Annotated in this window: 16 protein-coding genes; 9 read left to right on the top strand and 7 right to left on the bottom strand. The window is 62.7% G+C overall.

Annotation, left to right across the window (positions count from 1 at the left end; translation table 11 throughout):
• Positions 1–12: 12 nt before the first annotated feature.
• Complete coding sequence (locus KUL97_RS09010; RefSeq protein WP_217796666.1) at positions 13–690, bottom strand: esterase; 678 nt, start codon at positions 688–690, stop codon at positions 13–15.
• 352 nt (positions 691–1,042) lie between these two features.
• On the opposite strand from KUL97_RS09010, the gene KUL97_RS09015 reads away from it, so the two are divergent.
• Entirely contained in the window at positions 1,043–1,420 is a 378-nt protein-coding gene (locus KUL97_RS09015) for a hypothetical protein (protein WP_217796667.1), read from the top strand.
• A gap of 45 nt (positions 1,421–1,465) precedes the next feature.
• The gene (locus tag KUL97_RS09020) at positions 1,466–2,788 is read left to right on the top strand and encodes an NAD(P)/FAD-dependent oxidoreductase (RefSeq protein WP_217796668.1); all 1,323 of its coding nucleotides are present in this window, start codon (positions 1,466–1,468) and stop codon (positions 2,786–2,788) included.
• 10 nt (positions 2,789–2,798) lie between these two features.
• On the opposite strand, the gene KUL97_RS09025 is transcribed toward KUL97_RS09020, so the two are convergent.
• The 3 genes from KUL97_RS09025 to KUL97_RS09035 are packed head-to-tail and all read right to left on the bottom strand — an operon-like array spanning position 2,799 to position 5,618.
• Complete coding sequence (locus tag KUL97_RS09025) at positions 2,799–4,094, bottom strand: chloride channel protein (protein ID WP_217796669.1); 1,296 nt, start codon at positions 4,092–4,094, stop codon at positions 2,799–2,801.
• Positions 4,091–4,804 carry a hypothetical protein gene (locus KUL97_RS09030; protein ID WP_217796670.1) on the bottom strand — a complete coding sequence of 238 codons (714 nt, stop codon included), beginning with the start codon at positions 4,802–4,804 and terminating at the stop codon, positions 4,091–4,093. Before KUL97_RS09030 ends, KUL97_RS09025 begins: the two co-directional genes overlap by 4 nt.
• A gap of 7 nt (positions 4,805–4,811) precedes the next feature.
• On the bottom strand, positions 4,812–5,618 hold the full coding sequence (locus KUL97_RS09035; protein WP_217796671.1) for an SDR family NAD(P)-dependent oxidoreductase: 807 nt from the start codon (positions 5,616–5,618) through the stop codon (positions 4,812–4,814).
• 167 nt (positions 5,619–5,785) lie between these two features.
• Here KUL97_RS09035 and KUL97_RS09040 point away from each other — a divergent pair, with 167 nt between their 5' ends.
• From KUL97_RS09040 to KUL97_RS09070, 7 genes are read left to right on the top strand one after another with little or no spacing between them, the layout of a single operon-like run.
• Positions 5,786–6,190, top strand: a complete 405-nt coding sequence (locus KUL97_RS09040) for a Rid family detoxifying hydrolase (protein WP_217796672.1) — start codon at positions 5,786–5,788, stop codon at positions 6,188–6,190.
• Positions 6,191–6,201: 11 nt separating this feature from the next.
• Entirely contained in the window at positions 6,202–6,663 is a 462-nt protein-coding gene (locus KUL97_RS09045) for a cupin domain-containing protein (RefSeq protein WP_217796673.1), read from the top strand.
• A complete protein-coding gene (locus tag KUL97_RS09050; protein WP_217796674.1) occupies positions 6,660–7,580 on the top strand; it encodes an SMP-30/gluconolactonase/LRE family protein in 921 nt (306 codons plus the stop codon). The genes KUL97_RS09045 and KUL97_RS09050 overlap by 4 nt, the downstream gene beginning before the upstream one ends.
• Positions 7,581–7,606: 26 nt before the next feature.
• Entirely contained in the window at positions 7,607–7,864 is a 258-nt protein-coding gene (locus KUL97_RS09055) for a Nif11-like leader peptide family natural product precursor (RefSeq protein ID WP_217796675.1), read from the top strand.
• Between the two features lie 7 nt (positions 7,865–7,871).
• Entirely contained in the window at positions 7,872–8,300 is a 429-nt protein-coding gene (locus tag KUL97_RS09060) for a heme-binding protein (protein WP_217796676.1), read from the top strand.
• A complete protein-coding gene (locus KUL97_RS09065; RefSeq protein ID WP_254896375.1) occupies positions 8,290–9,297 on the top strand; it encodes a VOC family protein in 1,008 nt (335 codons plus the stop codon). Before KUL97_RS09060 ends, KUL97_RS09065 begins: the two co-directional genes overlap by 11 nt.
• A gap of 60 nt (positions 9,298–9,357) precedes the next feature.
• The gene (locus tag KUL97_RS09070) at positions 9,358–9,858 is read left to right on the top strand and encodes a DoxX family protein (protein WP_217796677.1); all 501 of its coding nucleotides are present in this window, start codon (positions 9,358–9,360) and stop codon (positions 9,856–9,858) included.
• Between the two features lie 22 nt (positions 9,859–9,880).
• Here the strand turns inward: KUL97_RS09070 and KUL97_RS09075 are convergent, their stop codons facing one another.
• The 3 genes from KUL97_RS09075 to KUL97_RS09085 are packed head-to-tail and all read right to left on the bottom strand — an operon-like array spanning position 9,881 to position 15,738.
• Positions 9,881–11,479, bottom strand: a complete 1,599-nt coding sequence (locus KUL97_RS09075) for a GMC family oxidoreductase (protein ID WP_217796678.1) — start codon at positions 11,477–11,479, stop codon at positions 9,881–9,883.
• Between the two features lie 57 nt (positions 11,480–11,536).
• A complete protein-coding gene (locus KUL97_RS09080) occupies positions 11,537–14,179 on the bottom strand; it encodes a glucosidase (protein WP_217796679.1) in 2,643 nt (880 codons plus the stop codon).
• Positions 14,180–14,223: 44 nt separating this feature from the next.
• Complete coding sequence (locus KUL97_RS09085) at positions 14,224–15,738, bottom strand: GMC oxidoreductase (protein ID WP_217796680.1); 1,515 nt, start codon at positions 15,736–15,738, stop codon at positions 14,224–14,226.
• Position 15,739: the final 1 nt, after the last annotated feature.

Below are 15,739 nucleotides of genomic sequence, written 5' to 3' on the forward strand. Positions count from 1 at the left end.
ACGCCGCGCCGCTCAGCCCCGCCACCACTGCTCCACCACCGCCGGAGTGCCATACCAGCACGGCCCAAAGGCGCCGCCATGGGCCACCCCCTGCAGGGTGATGGCCTCAGCGCTATCCAGCAACGCCGACTGCACCGGCACCAATCCATCGCCCTCGAGATCGATGCGACCGGCGATCGCCTGATACGAACGCGGCCCCATCCGCGCGCTCAAGCCAGAGCCCTCTCCAGGTGCCAGGGCTCCGGCCACAGCGATGTAGTGCACGCGATCGGCAAAGCGGGCGCCGGGATAGCGGCGATCCACCATGGCCCGAAGCGGTGTGGCGCGAACCGCGGTGTGCGGGCTGCCCAGGGTGTAGAGCCGATCGGCCCAGCGCGTGCCGTTGTAGGTACGGCCCGCGAAGGGATCATTCGCGAGAAACAAGCGCAGCATCACCCCACCGGAGCTATGGCCGATCAAGGTGACGCGGCCCGTGGGTGAGCGGGCCGCCAGGGCCTCGGCTCGCTCCGCCACGCGATCCAACAACCGCCGCCAGCCCCAGGCCCACGACGTGAGCAACCAATCGAAACGGGTGGCCTTCACCAGCTCAACCTCCTGCTGCGTGTGCTGCTGCAACCAGCTGCACATCGGCTGGTAAGCCTCCTCGGTGATCAGAAATCCACCCAGGATCAGCACAGGTTGATTGGGCACGTGTGGCGCTCTCGTTGGTCAGGGTCTATGGTGAAGCAGTGAATCGAGCGGCGAGTACCAACGCCCCGTCTCCCTTCACGCCCGATCCGCTCTCCCTGAGAGGGAGTTGAACGTCAACCGTCATTTCGGTTGTCATCGAGGCAAAGCGACAGATAAATCCCTGCAAACAACAATGGCAACACACATCCCTACACCCAAACAACACAACACCACAAACCGTCGACCCAAGCCCCAGAAGCCGCAGCCCATCCCGCATCAACCCACCTGGGAGGAGCTGCTGGGTCGGCGCTGAGGCTGCAGTCCTGCACATCCCGCCATCCATCGCTTGAATGGCAGCTGGTTGATGTGTCTCATGGATCCTCACTGGCTGAAACTGCGCTGGCCAATCACCGTGCTCGCCCTGGGCACCATGCTGATCGGGCTGTTGATGCGGACCAGCCAGCACCCCATTCAATTGCGCCTGGTGCTGAGCTTTGCCGAACCACTCAACTTGGCCGGCCAGGTGCAAGGCGTGCTGAGCATGCCGGATGGCGTGAAGATCGAACCGGCGAGCAGTGTGCGGGTGCGCGTGACTGAGCAGGCACCGATTGACCTCAGCGTGAAAAACACAACACCTGTCGAGGTGAACGTGAGCAATCCAAAACCGATTGAAATCAAAATGAGCGAAGACCAACCCATGGAAGTTGACGTGAAGCCCAAGGCACCGGTGAACGTGAAGATCGGCCTGTAATCCAGGCCAACTCTCGTTAGCGTGCGGCCAGCGCTATAAGCACTGATGGCTCCGGAGCGGTTCTTCCTCGAGCTCACCCCACCGTCTGAACTGCTCCGGGATGCACCCCACGTGGTGATCGTGGGCGCAGGATTCGCGGGCCTCAAGGCAGCTCAGACCTTCGCGGGCAAGACCATTCGGGTCACCCTGATCGACAAGCGGAACTTCAACCTGTTCCAGCCGATGCTGTATCAGGTGGCCTCAGGCTTGGTCTCGCAGACCGATGTGGCCTCACCCCTGCGGATCATGATCGGCAAGGCCCCCAACGTGCAGATCCTGATGGGGGAGGTGGTCGACATCGATGCCGAGGCCAAGGAGGTGGTGTTCAACGACCGGCGGCTTCGTTACGACCATCTGATTGTGGCCACAGGCGCCACCAGCAGCTTCTTCGGTCACGACGAATGGGCGCAATTCGCCACGCCGATGAAATCGCTGGAAGACGCCTACGGCATTCGCAAACGCGTGCTGGGCGCCCTCGAGGAGGCTGAGCAAACCCCCGATCTCGACAGGCGCCGCCTGTTGCAATCGGTGGTGGTGGTGGGTGGAGGCCCCACCGGCTGCGAACTGGCGGCCTCGCTCAATGATCTGATGCGTCACACCCTGGAGCGCGATTTCAAACAGATCGAGCCAGGCCACTGCAAGGTCACCCTGGTGGACCCTGGTGATCGGGTGCTCCGGGCCATGGACCCTCAGCTCTCCAAAGCAGCCGGCGATCACCTCAGCCGCTGCGGCGTGGAGTTGTTGCTGGGCGGACGGGTCAAGGCGATCGAAGAAAGCAAGTTGGTGGTGACCACAGCCCAGGGGGAGGTCACGCTCGAGGCCAGCACGATTTGCTGGACCGCTGGGGTGGCGGCATCTCCCCTGGGCAAGTTGCTCGCCGATCGCACCGGCTGCAGCACCGATCGCGGCGGCCGTATTCCTGTTCAACCCGACTTCTCAATTCCTGGACACCCTGAGATTCGAGTCGTCGGCGATCTATGCAGCTACAGCCACACCAAAGACGGCAAACCGCTGCCTGGCATGGCCGGGCCCGCTGTTCAGATGGGCGTGTGGGTGGCCAAAGACATCCTGGCCCAGCAGCAGAACCAACGCCATTCAGCGTTTGCCTTCACCGATTTCGGCACCATGGCGATTGTGGGATCGCTGTTTGCGGTGGCCGACCTACGCGGCGTGAAAGTGAGCGGCGTGTTCGGATGGCTGCTGTGGGGTTTGGCTCACCTGGCGTTCATGCCGGATCGTGAAAACAGGGTGACCCTGCTCACCAAGTGGCTCTGGCTGATCTTCACCCGCGAGCGCTCGGCTCTTGTGATCACCGAAGCGCCATCCTGAGGCAAACGCCTCAGGACATCGGCTCATCGGCGATGTCTTTCAAGGCGTGATAGACGGGCTTCTCCACCAGGCAACGGCTCACATAGGCCGCCACCACGGCGGACAGCAGCAACCCGGGCAGCAACTGCTGATCACCGGCCATCCGCACGCCAAACAACACCGCCATCACCGGCAGCTGCGTGGCCCCGGCCAGGCCGGCCACCATGCCGAGGGTGAGTCCCAGCTGGGGGGCTGCAGCCAGATCACCCAGGCTGTGACCTAGCACCGCACCAAAGGCAAAGGAGGGATCGATCAGGCCACCGGGAATGCCGGTGCCGAGCGCCAGCACCGGGCCCACCACCCGCAGCACCAGGGTGAAGAGATCGCCGAACACCCCTGGCAGCAGGGTGGTTGTCGGGCTGGAGCCATTGATCATGGCTGTCATCAACAGCTCGCCATCGCAGCCGGCGGCACCACCACTCACCAACAGAAACACCGTGGTCAGCCCGCCCACCGCGAGCCCCAGCGGCAGGGGCCGTTGGATCGCAAGCTGCCGCCACCGGCGTGTGGTGCGCAGGAGCAGGCGGGCGAACAGGGCGCCCAAACCGCCGGCCAGCACGCCCAGGGGGATGGCCCACAAGAGCTGATGCAGCTCGCCCGTCGCCACCCCCACCATCCCCAGAGCAAATTCAGGTTGACCCACCAAGCTGCTGAAGGCTGCCGCCAGGGCACCCACCACCAAAGCCGGCCAGATCAGCGCCGTGGAGAAGGTGCCCATGAACTCCTCGGCCACAAACACCACACCGAGCAGCGGTGTGTTGAAGCCGCCGGCCAGTCCGGCACCACCGGCCACCGCCAGCAGATCGGCATGACGAATGTCGCCCAGCCAGCGGGGAAACAACCGCCGAAACCAAAGCGCAGCAGAAGCGCCCACCTGCACCACAGGGCCCTCACGGCCCAGGGGCATCAAACTGATGGTGGCCAAGCCCCATAACAACAGCCGTTGCAGGCTGGGCACGATTCCCAACAGCCCAGCTGCCTGCTCGGGATGCTCGATGCTCGTCATCGCCTGGGGGATACCGGAGCCACGGCCCCGCTGAAACAGAGAGCTCTGCAGCAGCAACAGCAAGGGCACCACCACCAGCGGGGCGCAGGCGAGGGCAAGGCTCAGCGGTTGCCAGGCTTGGCCGCTGAAGGCCGGCAGCAGGCCCAGCAGCTGATCGCCCCAGCGATCGAGCAGGTTGAACGGCCAGCACACCAGGCCCACCATCAAACCCAGGAGCCCCAGTTGCCCGAGCCGCTGGAGCAAGTGGCGTATCGAAATCATGTGAGCCGTTTTTGCACGCGTCCCAGGATCAGCGCAATCAAGATGGCAACGTAGAGCTGACCCGCGATGGTGATCACGTTCGACACCACCTGAACGGTCACATTGCTTGGGGTGAGCACGTCGGTGCCGACGGTGGTGAGCAGACCGAAGGAGGCCGCCATCAAGGCCGGGGCCACCGCCACGCTCACGTCACCACCAGCACCAATCGCGGGCAGGGCAGAGGCCACAAAGGCCGACGGTTGCATCACCCAGGCGGCGGTAAGCAACACGCCACCAGCAATGCCAACCGTGAGGTAGCCGGATGCGGCGCCCAACACCACCGACATGGTGACGAAGGGCTCCCGCATCAACGACTTCACCTTGCGCACCACCGCCACCAACAGAAACATCACCCACACCACCACGTGGGGAAGGGTGAGCACCCGCCCGAGATCTGGGATCCAGAGCAGCGAGAGGTGCCAGATGATCTCCAGGGCAATCGCGGTGGAACCCAGGGCATACATCACCGGGCGGGTGCCCTTAAGCGAGCTGAAACGGCTCACAAACACCATGAACACCAGCGCCTGACCGATCAGCAACAGCGAAAGCAGCGGCCAGTACACCTGGGCCAGCGGCAACATCAGCAACAGCACCAACTCGTAGACGAGCGTGATCCGATAACCGAGATGGCGGCGGCGGATGCGCTGCAGCTGCTCGCGGGTGATCTTCAACAGAACCTCACAGGCCCGGGCTGCTCTGCATGATGCCGCCATCGGCAAAGATGCTGGTGGCGGTGATGTAGCTGGCCGCGTCGCTGGCCAGGAACGCCACCACCTTGGCGATCTCATCCGGCTGAGCCATGCGGCCCATCGGGATGGCGGCATTGAGCTTGGCCAGCAGCTCTGGGTTGTTCATCGTGGAGTCGTTGATCGGCGTCGCCACCGCGCCGGGGCCCACGTTCACGATCGACACACCCTTGGAGGCCAACTCCACACCAGCGGTGCGGGTGAGCATGCGCACACCGCCTTTGGCAACGCAATAGGGGGTGTTGTTGGGCATCGGCCAGTCTTCGTGCACCGAGGAGATGTTGATGATGCGCCCGCCGCTGCCCTGGGCGATCATCTGCTTGGCGGCGTACTGCGTGGCGAAGAACACACCGCGCAGGTTCACATTCAGCACCTTGTCGAAATCTTCGGGGGTGGTGTCGAGGATCGAGGTGCGGGTTTCGATGCCAGCGTTGTTCACCATCACATCGAGGCGGCCGTAGCGATTCACCGCCTCCTGCACCAGCCGCTGCAGATCATCCAGTTTCGACACATCGGCTTGCACACCAAAGCAGCTGCCACCCAGTTGACCGATCTCCTGTTCGATCGCCTCGGTGGCTTCCGGGTGCGAGCGATAGTCGATCACCACGCGGGCGCCAAGGCGAGCCACCACCTCAACGATCGATTTACCAATCCCGCTGTTGCCCCCCGTGACGATGATCACCTTGCCTTTGAGCAGGTTGGAGAGGGTCTCGAGGGCGTAGGGATTCGTTGTGGTCATGACGATGGCAGCCGCCTGCGGCGCGGAACTGGGTGGACGCTAGGGGGAATGAGCCATCCTGCCTGCGATCTGCAACACCCGATGAATGATCAGGCGCTCACATGACAAAGCAGTGACATTCCCGGCAGGTTCCCTACGGTGAAGTGATCAGTCTGAGCGACGTATCGATGTCCGCCGGTGTGATCCGCAGAGCTATTCACAGCGACCGCTTTCCCAAGCCTGTGGCCTCCTACAGCCAGGGCTTCCAGATGGGCAAGATGCTGTTCATCACCGGGCAGCTGCCGGTGGATCCCACCACCAATCTCAAGGTGGGCGATGGCGACATCACCCTGGAATCGCGGCAGGTGATGCGGAATATGCAGGCGGTGCTCGAGGAAGCCGGGTTCGGATTCGAGCACCTGGTGAGCGCCACGGTGTACCTCACCGACATCAACAAGCTCGACACCTTCGACGCCGTGTGGCAGGAGTATTTCCCCGACCCCATGGCCTACCCCTCTCGCGCCGTGGTGGAGGTATCGGCTCTGGTGCTGGGCATCCAGCTCGAAATCTCCGCCATCGCCATCAAAGACTGAGCCCACCAGCCATGAGCGATCCCTTCAGCCTGGCTCCCCAACCGGAGACCTATTGGCATCTCTGGACCGGCACCGATGGCATCAGCCGCCAACAGCAGTGCACGATCAACCAGTTCCAGCTCGGGCAGCTGGGACCCGGAGATTCCCCTCAGTTCTCAAGGCCCCTGTTTGATCAGGGCAATGCCTTCGTCACCTACCTGCCGGTGGGGTGGACGGCCGACTGGCACGAAAACCATGTGCCCAAGTGGATCTATGTGCTGCGGGGCGCCTGGTCAGTGCAGAGCATGGATGGGCAGATCGCGATCATGCGCGCCGGCGAGTACTCCTTCGGCGGTGATCAGGGCTGCATCGCCACCCCGGAAGGGCACAAGGGGCATCTCTCCGCCCAGGTGGGCGATGAGCCCTGCGTGCAGCTGATCATCCAGCGCAACGACGCTGCCTGGCGGCAAGCCCCGCCGGGCTTCTTCCAATGAACCATCCCTCCAGCTGCACCGAGAGCTACGACCCGCGCTTCGAAGCCTTGGTGTTGTTCAACGCTGAGCTCGAACAGCTGGCCGAGGGCTTCCGCTGGCTTGAGGGACCCGTGTGGTTTGGCGATCAGCGCTGTCTGTTCTTCAGCGACATCCCGGGTAATCGCACCCTGCGCTGGAGCGAACAGCACGGCGTCAGCACCTTTCTGGAGCCTTCGGAATTCGCCAACGGCCAAACGCGCGATCGCCAAGGCCGACTGATCCAATGCCATCACCGCAGCCGTTGCCTCACGCGCCTGGAGCACAACGGCAGCATCACCACGCTGGTGTCGCAGGCCCATGGCCGTCGCCTCAACGCTCCCAACGATGTGGTGGTGAAGAGCGATGGCTCGATCTGGTTCAGCGATCCGCTCTATGGCCTGCTGAACGACTACGAGGGCGGCCGCCAGCACTCAGAACAGCCCCCGGCCCTCTACCGCCTGGATCCCAGCAGCGGCGAGATCCAGGCCGTCGCCACCGATTTCGACGGACCCAACGGCCTGGCCTTCTCCCCGGATGAACAGCTGTTGTATGTGGCCGAATCCGGTGCCCCCGGCGTGCCTGAGCCCCGGCAGTACATCCGCCGCTTCCAGGTGAACGGCGATGGCCGCAGCCTCAGCGGCGGTGAGATCTTCCACAAGATCAACCCGGGCTGGGCCGATGGCTTCCGCGTGGATGAGCACGGCAACCTCTGGTGCGGGGCTGCCGATGGCGTGCACGTGATCGCACCCGATGGCGCCTTGATCGGCAAGGTGCTCGTGCCGAAGCGCGTGTCGAACGTTTGCTTCGGCGATCGCTACGGCAGCCGCCTGTTCATGTGCGCCTCCACCGCGATCTACAGCCTGTTCACCGCCACCCGCGGCGCCACCTGGCCGCAGTGAAGGTCCAACCCAATCCAACCCAACCCATGGCCAACCCACAGCTCGAAACGTTCCTCAAGCAGGTGAAAGGCGATCCAGCCCTGCTGGAGCGTTTCAGCGCCTGCCCCAACCTCAATGCCATTGCAGCCCTGGGCGCTGAGCAGGGCTTCAGCTTCAGCGGCGTGGATCTGGTGAAGCACCAGGCCGAAGCCACGCTGCGGCTCAGCGAAAGCGATCTCGAAGCAGCCGCCGCCGGGGTGGAGCTGGAGGGGCACCTCTGGCTGATGAAGATCGTGTGGGGCTGAGCCAACGATGCGCACCGTTGCCACGCTCGAACTCGCCGACTGCCGCCATATCGCCGCCGCCGCGGAGGCGATGGCCGCGCAACACCTGGCCACAGTGAGCCTGGCCATCTGTGATGCCGGGGGCCATCCCCTGCTGGTGGTGCGGCTCGATGGGGCAAGCCCCTCCAGCACCGCCGTGGCCATGGCCAAAGCGCGGATGGCCGCGCTAAACGGCAAAGCCACCGCCGATCAGGAGGCCGCCATCAACGGCGAGCGGCCGGCCCTGCTGCAACTGGCCGCAGTGTTCAAAGAGTCGGCAGTAGCGATGGGCGGCGGCCTGCCGCTGTTGCACAACGGCACCTGCATCGGAGCCGTGGGTGTGTCGGGGATGACACCCGATCTCGATGGCGCCATTGCCGCCGCTGCAGCGACCGCCCTGCAAACCCTTGGCTGCTGAGCACCTCGCCGAGCGATCCATGCGCACGCCCCACATCCGCAGCCTTGGCTTCACCTGCCGCAATGCCGAGGCCCTGGCCAGCTTCTACACAAGCCATCTGGGTTGCCTCCGCCAGGAGTGCCTGGAGCTCGAGGCCGGCGACTACGCCGAACTGATCGGACTCCCGGGCAGCCGCCTCAAACTGCTGCGGTTGCGGCTCGGCGACGAGCAGCTGGAACTCTTGGAAGTGCTGGAGCTGGGGCCGAACCTGCGAGCCGGCCGCTCCATTCCCGCCGAGTCCCGCAGCAACGACCTCTGGTTCCAGCACATCTGCATCGTGGTGGCCGACATAGCCGCCGCCGCCGGGCCGGTGCAGAAGCTCATCCAGCAAGGCCAGCTGCAGCGAATCTCCAGCTCCCCGCAAACCCTACCCAGCTGGAACCAGGCGGCCGCCGGGATCCAGGCGTTCAAATTTCACGATCCTGAAGGCCATTGCCTGGAGCTGCTGCAGTTTCCGCAAGACAAGGGCGAACCGCGCTGGCACCGAACCGCGGCGGGATCACCGTTTCTCGGCATCGACCACAGCGCCATTGCCAATGCCGACACGCCACGCAGCTGCAGGTTCTACGACGAGCTGCTGGGATTGCGGCTCGGCGGCGATGGCGTGAACAGCGGCATCGAACAAGACCATCTCGATGGCCTGAGCGAAACCGAAGTGCGGATCACAGGGCACCGCTGCCCAGAAGGCCCCGGCATCGAATGCCTCAACTACCTGCAACCGGCGGGCGGGCGGCCCCTGCCGGCCGACCAGAACAGCGCCGACCGAGCCCATTGGCAGATCCGCCTTCAAGTGAGGGATCTCGAGGCCATCGCCTCTCAGTTGGAGAGCTATGGCGGCAGCTGGGTGAGCCCCGGCATCGTGGATCTCTCCGCTGAGCAGGCCACGGCCCTCGGCTTCAACCGAGCCCTGCAGATCCGCGACCCCGATGGCCATCAACTGCAAATCGTGAGCAGCTGATCACAGCATTGCTGCGCTTCTGCACCACCCCTCTACCTTTCAGCCAACCCTCTCAAACCCATGGACATCACCGTTGTGGAGTTGCTGGTGCCGGCGGCACCGTCCCCCTTCGCCCAGGCGGCATTGCTACTGCTGCGGGTGTTCATGGGCATCTGCTTCATCCGACACGGGTGGCCGAAGCTGCGCAACCTGCAGACCTGGGCTCAGATGCTGAAAACCCCCGCCTGGCTGTGCTTCCTCTCGGCCGGATCGATGTGGGCGGGCGGCATCGCCCTCATCGTGGGCTTCCTCACCCCACTGGCCTCCTTCGCCATCCTGGTGTCGATGGCCTACGCGATGGTGCTGGAAATCAAGGGTGGTTTCCCCTTTATCGCCGCCGACCCCTATCTGATCCCTGAAGGCGACTACGCCGGCCCGATGGGCGTGGGTGAGCCGCCCAGCTGGGAGAAAGCCGCCATGTATGTGGTGATGTGCCTGGTGCTGATCTGCTGCGGCGGCGGCATGCTCTCGCTCGACACCCTGTTGCTCGAGGATCTCCTGCGAATCTGGCTCGGGGTCTGACAGCTTCGCGGCCGGGCCCGCGTCAGCGGGCCCCCATGCGCTCCTTGAGGTGATGGCCCACGCGGATCGCATTGGCGATCGCGGTGAGCGAGGGATTCACCGCACCGATGCTGGGGAAGAAGCTCGTATCCACCACGTAGAGGTTGTCGAGCTCGTGGGCCTTGCAGTTCACATCGAGCACAGAGGTCGCGGGATCGGTGCCGAAACGGCAGGTGCCGGCCTGGTGCCCCACAGCGGCAATGCCCATCGGATTTTTGATGTAGATCTGGCGCTCGATCAGGTGCTTCTTCAGATAGAGCTTGTCGAGCATCCCCTGCAGGCGGCCCCAGAGCCGATCCGCTGAGGTTTGGTTATTCACCGTGTAGTTGAGGTGAATGTGGCCCGCCGAATCAATCGTCACGCGATTGTTGGGGTCGGGGAGATCCTCCGTGGTGATCCAGAAATCAAGGGCATGGGCCGCAATTTCATCCATGCTCCAGTTGGGCATCAGGAAGGTTTCCAGCGGCGCGTAGCCCTTCATGATCGCCCCGCGGGTCTTACCCGTCATCTGGATGTTGCCCATGGGGTAGTCGTAATCGGTATCGCCGAAATACCAGTCGTTGATCGAAATCGTTTTCTGGAAGATGGTGGGATTAGGCTCATGGGAGAGAGCCACCGCCGCCTTGCTGTTGTGGAACATGTAGTTGCGGCCCACCTGATCAGAGCCATTGGCCAGGCCACGGGGGTGCTTGTCGTTGGCCGACATCAACAGCAGACGGGCCGTATTGGCCGCGCCGCAGCTCACCACCACCAGATCCGCTGAATAGCGCAGCTCCTCGCCATCGCGCACCAGCTCAACACCCGTCACCGTGGTGCCGGCTGCATCAGTCACCAACCGCTTCACCTCAGCGCGAGTGAGCAACGACACGTTGGCACTGGCAGCCAGGGCAGGGCGGACGCCGCACACTTCGGCATCCCCTTTGGCATGCACCAGACAGGGGAAACCATCACAGTTGTTGCAGCGCCGGCAACGGCTATAAGGCATGTTGCTCTCATCGAGCATCACGCCGCTGGGGGCATGAAACGGATGCAGACCGGCACTGCGTAGATCATCCGCCAACTTCTGAATCCGCGGCTCGTGTGAGATCGGCGGATGGGGGTAGGGCACAGAACTGGGGGGATCCGTGGGATCTTCACCGCGCAGGCCATGCACGTGATACGTGGCCTCAGCCTGCTGATACCAGGGCTCGAAATCGCTGTAACGCAGGGGCCAGGCTGGTGAGATGCCGTCGTGATGCTCCAGCTCCTCAAAGTCGCGCTGGCGGAGGCGGAAATGATGGGCGCCATACATCTTGGTGGCACCGCCCACGAAGTAATGCGTTCCCGGCTGGAACGGGTTGCCCTTGCCGTCGTACCAGATGTCTTTGCTGAGATAGCGGCCCTTCTGGAACACCTCATCGGCATCCCAGTTCTGCGGCTCCTGCGGCAGCCAGTCGCCACGCTCGAGAATCAGGATCCGCAGCCCAGTGGGAGCCAACACCCGCGCCAACGTGCCACCGCCGGCACCACTGCCGACGATGATCAGATCAAAGTGGCTCGTCTCCGGCTTCTGCAGCTGTCCGAGCGACTGGAGTAAATCCACGGAACCATGATCACTACCCGCAAATTAGAAGCGGGATCTGACTCTGTCTCCGCATTGTCACGAGCCTGTGGCGGAGCTGGGGTAGCGGCTGAGTTGGTTGATCATCTTGCACACCATGGCGGTCCAGCCTGTCTGGTGACTGGCACCGACACCACTGCCGTTGTCGCCATGGAAATACTCGTTAAACAGAATCAGATCCCGCCAATGCGGATCGTTCTGGAAGAGATCCACAGCACCATTGAACGGACGACGACCATCAGAGCCGCGCCGAAACAAATCCACCAAGCGATGTTCCAACTGCAGAGAAGCATCCCAAAGACTAATCCAGTTACCTGAACGCGTCGGAAACTCCACCTTGAAGGAATCACCGTAATAATGACCAAACTTCTGCAGGGCCTCAATCAACAGGAAGTTGATCGGCATCCACACAGGCCCGCGCCAGTTGGAGTTGCCGCCAAACATCGGAACCGGGCTATCAGCCGGGCTGTAGCCGAGGGTCTGGGAGTCACTGCCCTCGGTGAAGGTGTAAGGGTGCTCTTCATACACCTTGGAGAGGGCGCGGATGCCATAGGGCGAGAGAAACTCATCCTCATCAAAGAGCCGCTCACAGATGCGGCGCAGACGCTGCTCGGGCACAAGGGCAAACAGCAAACGGTCGTTGCGCCACTCGGTGAAGTTGTCAACAAACCATTGGGGCCGGGCCCGCTCGTGCAACAACCACTTCATGCTGCTGGCCACATCCAGAACCGGCAGCCGCTTCACGGTGTCCACATCAAAACTGGTCACCGCAAGCAGAGGAACCAGCCCTGATACCGATCGGGTGCGCAGGAACGTGCTGCTGCCATCCGGACGCTTGATCACGTCGTAGTAGAAGCCGTCCTCCTCATCCCAGTTCACATAGCCCCGACTACCCGGCGTATTGAGGGTGAGAGCCAGGGAGAGGTAGTCGTAGACAAAGCGCTCACACATATCGGCATATTCCGGCTCCTCGCGGCTGAGCTCAACACTGATATTGAGCAGATTGAGGCTAAGCGAAGCCATCCAGGCCGTGCCATCACACTGCTCGATGCGGCTGCCATCGGCGAGGGGATAGCGGCGATCAAAAACAGCGATGTTATCGAGGCCGAGAAAACCACCTTCAAACACATTGTCGCCGGAACGATCGTTGCGGTTAGCCCACCAGCCGTATTCAAGAATCAACTTGCGCAACGCCGCGCGAAGAAAGCCAAGATCAGGCTCTTCGGTGCTCTTGCGATCGATCTGGAAGACCCGCATCGCGGCCCAGGCGCCGATCGGGGGATTGGGATCGGAGAGCGCCCACTCGTAAGCCGGGGTCTGAGCATTGGGAGCCGTGTAGTGCGGCGAGCGCAGCAACATGCACTGCTGCTTGGCGGTGGCGGGATCGAACACGGTGAAGGCCACCGCATGGAACATCAGATCCCACTGGCAGAAGTAGGGGTATTCCCATGCATCGGGCATGGAGATCACGTCGTGAGCATGCAGCCGCTGCCACGAGGCATTTTGGGTGTGCCAGCGCTGTGGCGATGGCTGGGCAGAGGTGGGATCACCATCAAGCCAGCGCTGCACACTCCAGCCGTAATACTTCTTGCACCAGAGCAAACCAGCAGCCGCGCTGCTGTGGATGAGGCGATCTTCCTCGCTGAGATGGGGAACTCGGCTCTCAAAGAACTCTCGCCATTCCTGTTCACGCATGCGGAACAGCAGATCCACCTCGCTGCTCACAGCCGGCGCATCCGCAGAACTGACCGGTCCGCTGAGACGCAGATCCACCTGCCATTCCTCTCCGGGTTGCAGCGTGCGCTGCAGATGCCGGGCCACCTTGGTGCCGCGTTGGGAAGGATTGATGGCCTCCTGATCGCCGTTGATCAGAAAGCGGTGAAATCCATCCTTCTGGAACGGACGGGCGTTGGGCTTCTGGTAGAGCCGCTGTGTATTGGTCTCGTTATCGGTGAACAGCCAGGTGCCCTGGTTCTGACAACTCAGCCGATAGGTGCCAACCCCGCCCCCGACGGTGGCCTGAACGGCATCCCCCTCGAGCTGCATCGGATGCTCGTGTTCATCCGGATAACCCCAGCTCCAGGTGTTGCGCAACCAAAGGGTGGGCAGCAGGGTGAGGGGTGCTGGATCCGGACCGCGGTTGATGGCTCGGATCCGAATCGCAATATCGTCTGGCCCCGCCTTGGCGTATTCGATGAACACATCGAAATAGCGGCTCTCATCAAAAATGCCGGTATCCACCAGCTCGTATTCGGGCTGATCGCGACCGCGACGGCGATTTTCCTCGAGGAGTTGCTCGTAGGGGAAACGCTGCTGCGGATATTTGTAGAGCCCACGCATGAAGCTGTGGGTGGGAGTATTAGCGATATGAAAGTAGTAATCTTTGATGTCTTCGCCGTGGTTACCTTCTTCATTGGCAAGGCCAAAGGGGCGTTCCTTGAGGATTGGATCCACTCCGTTCCAGAGCGCCACGGAGAAACAGAGGCGGCATTGGCTATCACAGATGCCCAGCAGGCCGTCTTCCCCCCAGCGATACACCCGTGAGCGGGCGTGATCATGGGGGAAGGAATTCCAGGCGTTGCCATCAGCGGAATAGTCCTCGCGAACGGTTCCCCACTGCCGCTCCGGCAAATAGCTGCCCCAAAGATCCCAGCGCACACCCTCCCGGTCGCGCTCGGCCATCCGCCGCAGTTCAGATCCTTCGGGCGATGCCCCGCTCAGAGAGGTCATAGGGCTTGCAAAACCTGGTCACCAACGCGCAGGGCGTTGGCGATCACCGTGAGACCAATGCCGATCCCAGGGCAGCTGGGAAAGACACTGGCATCAGCGATGTAGAGGTTGGTGAGCTCATGGCTCCGGCCCTGAAGATCCACAACCGATGTGGCGGGATTGGAGCCCATCCGGCAAGTGCCGCAAACGCTGCCCATCACTGTGAGCGGGGCCTCACCGCGGGGATGGGTAGGCGCTGGCTTCACCACATGGCATTCGGGATCGGCTTCCACCTGCTTGAGGGTGTCAATCCAGCGATACACCAGGCGGTCGTGGGCTTCGCGATTGTTGGGCAGGTAGTTGATCTGCAGCTGCTGTCCCCGCAGCGTGATGCGGTTATGCGGATCTGGCAGCACGGCACTCATCGCCCACCACGACACCGAACGAGCCGCCAACTGCTCCAGCCCGAAATTCGGCAGAAGCTTGGTGACCAGCGACAGCACCGGCGGTGATTCCGCAAATAACGCGTCCTGCAAGACGCCACCGCCACTGGCGATCGAGCCGAGCGGGAAACTCACATTTTTGTCGCCCCAGTAGTAGTCGGTGATGCCCAGGCTGCGGCCGTAGCGACCCGAATTGGGCTCCGCCGCCAACTGAATCACCGAGGTGAGCTGCGGCTTCATCAGGTTGCGACCAACCTGGTCGGAACCATTGGAGAGACCACGGCTGTGGTGCTCGGTGGCCGAGCGCAACAGGATTTCAGCGGTGTTGATGGCACCGGCAGCCAGCACCACCACATGCGATCGGAACAGCCAGGTGGTTCCCTCAATTTCGGCCTCCACGCCACGCACTTCGGTGCCGGTGGGATTCACATGCAGACGGCGCACCCTGGCTCGATCGCGGATCTGAACCGTGGAGCGTTTGCTGGCGGGATCGATCCCAAACAGCTCGCTATCGCCGCTGGGGTCCTGGGCTGATTCCGACCAGGTGAGCGGCAAGTGATAAGGATGGGTGCCCTGGCGCTCGAGCGAGAGTTTGAGCTCCTGCATCAAAGGCTCAATGGGCTTGGGCTGGTGGGCATAGCCCTGGTGTCGATGCGGCTCTGAAGGATCGACGCCCGACTCACCATGCACGCGGAACAGCTGCTCGGCCTGGTCGTAATAGGGCTCCAGATCTCCGTAGCGCAGGCCCCAATCTGGAGCGGATGCCTCCTGATAAGCGAGACCGGTGAACTCCTTCTCGCGCATCCGCTCGAGCACACCACCCCAGATCTTGGTGTTGCCGCCAAGGGCATACACCGTCTGGGGGAAGAAGGGATCGCCATCGGGGCCGAACCACTGCTCGCCCGGGTGGTAGCGATCTTTGCGGAACAGATCCACATCGGCCACGTTTTGGTCAGCCAGCGCCAGCCGCGAGCCACGCTCCAACAGCAGCACAGATTTCCCTGTTGCGGACAACCGATCAGCCAGGGTGCCACCGGCGGCCCCAGAGCCGATCACGATGACGTCGTAATGAAGGTCGTCGATGATCATG

This window comes from Synechococcus sp. HK05 (assembly GCF_019104765.1).
GTDB lineage: Bacteria > Cyanobacteriota > Cyanobacteriia > PCC-6307 > Cyanobiaceae > Vulcanococcus.

What these genes read in the sequence shown, in the direction of transcription:
- KUL97_RS09055 (WP_217796675.1), top strand. Translation starts at nt 7,607, where the DNA reads ATGGCCAACCCACAGCTCGAAACGTTCCTCAAGCAGGTGAAAGGCGAT.
- KUL97_RS09020 (WP_217796668.1), top strand. Translation starts at nt 1,466, where the DNA reads ATGGCTCCGGAGCGGTTCTTCCTCGAGCTCACCCCACCGTCTGAACTG.
- KUL97_RS09085 (WP_217796680.1), bottom strand. Translation starts at nt 15,738, where the DNA reads ATGATCATCGACGACCTTCATTACGACGTCATCGTGATCGGCTCTGGG.
- KUL97_RS09045 (WP_217796673.1), top strand. Translation starts at nt 6,202, where the DNA reads ATGAGCGATCCCTTCAGCCTGGCTCCCCAACCGGAGACCTATTGGCAT.
- KUL97_RS09060 (WP_217796676.1), top strand. Translation starts at nt 7,872, where the DNA reads ATGCGCACCGTTGCCACGCTCGAACTCGCCGACTGCCGCCATATCGCC.
- KUL97_RS09015 (WP_217796667.1), top strand. Translation starts at nt 1,043, where the DNA reads ATGGATCCTCACTGGCTGAAACTGCGCTGGCCAATCACCGTGCTCGCC.
- KUL97_RS09025 (WP_217796669.1), bottom strand. Translation starts at nt 4,094, where the DNA reads ATGATTTCGATACGCCACTTGCTCCAGCGGCTCGGGCAACTGGGGCTC.
- KUL97_RS09070 (WP_217796677.1), top strand. Translation starts at nt 9,358, where the DNA reads ATGGACATCACCGTTGTGGAGTTGCTGGTGCCGGCGGCACCGTCCCCC.
- KUL97_RS09040 (WP_217796672.1), top strand. Translation starts at nt 5,786, where the DNA reads ATGTCCGCCGGTGTGATCCGCAGAGCTATTCACAGCGACCGCTTTCCC.
- KUL97_RS09080 (WP_217796679.1), bottom strand. Translation starts at nt 14,179, where the DNA reads ATGGCCGAGCGCGACCGGGAGGGTGTGCGCTGGGATCTTTGGGGCAGC.
- KUL97_RS09035 (WP_217796671.1), bottom strand. Translation starts at nt 5,618, where the DNA reads ATGACCACAACGAATCCCTACGCCCTCGAGACCCTCTCCAACCTGCTC.
- KUL97_RS09050 (WP_217796674.1), top strand. Translation starts at nt 6,660, where the DNA reads ATGAACCATCCCTCCAGCTGCACCGAGAGCTACGACCCGCGCTTCGAA.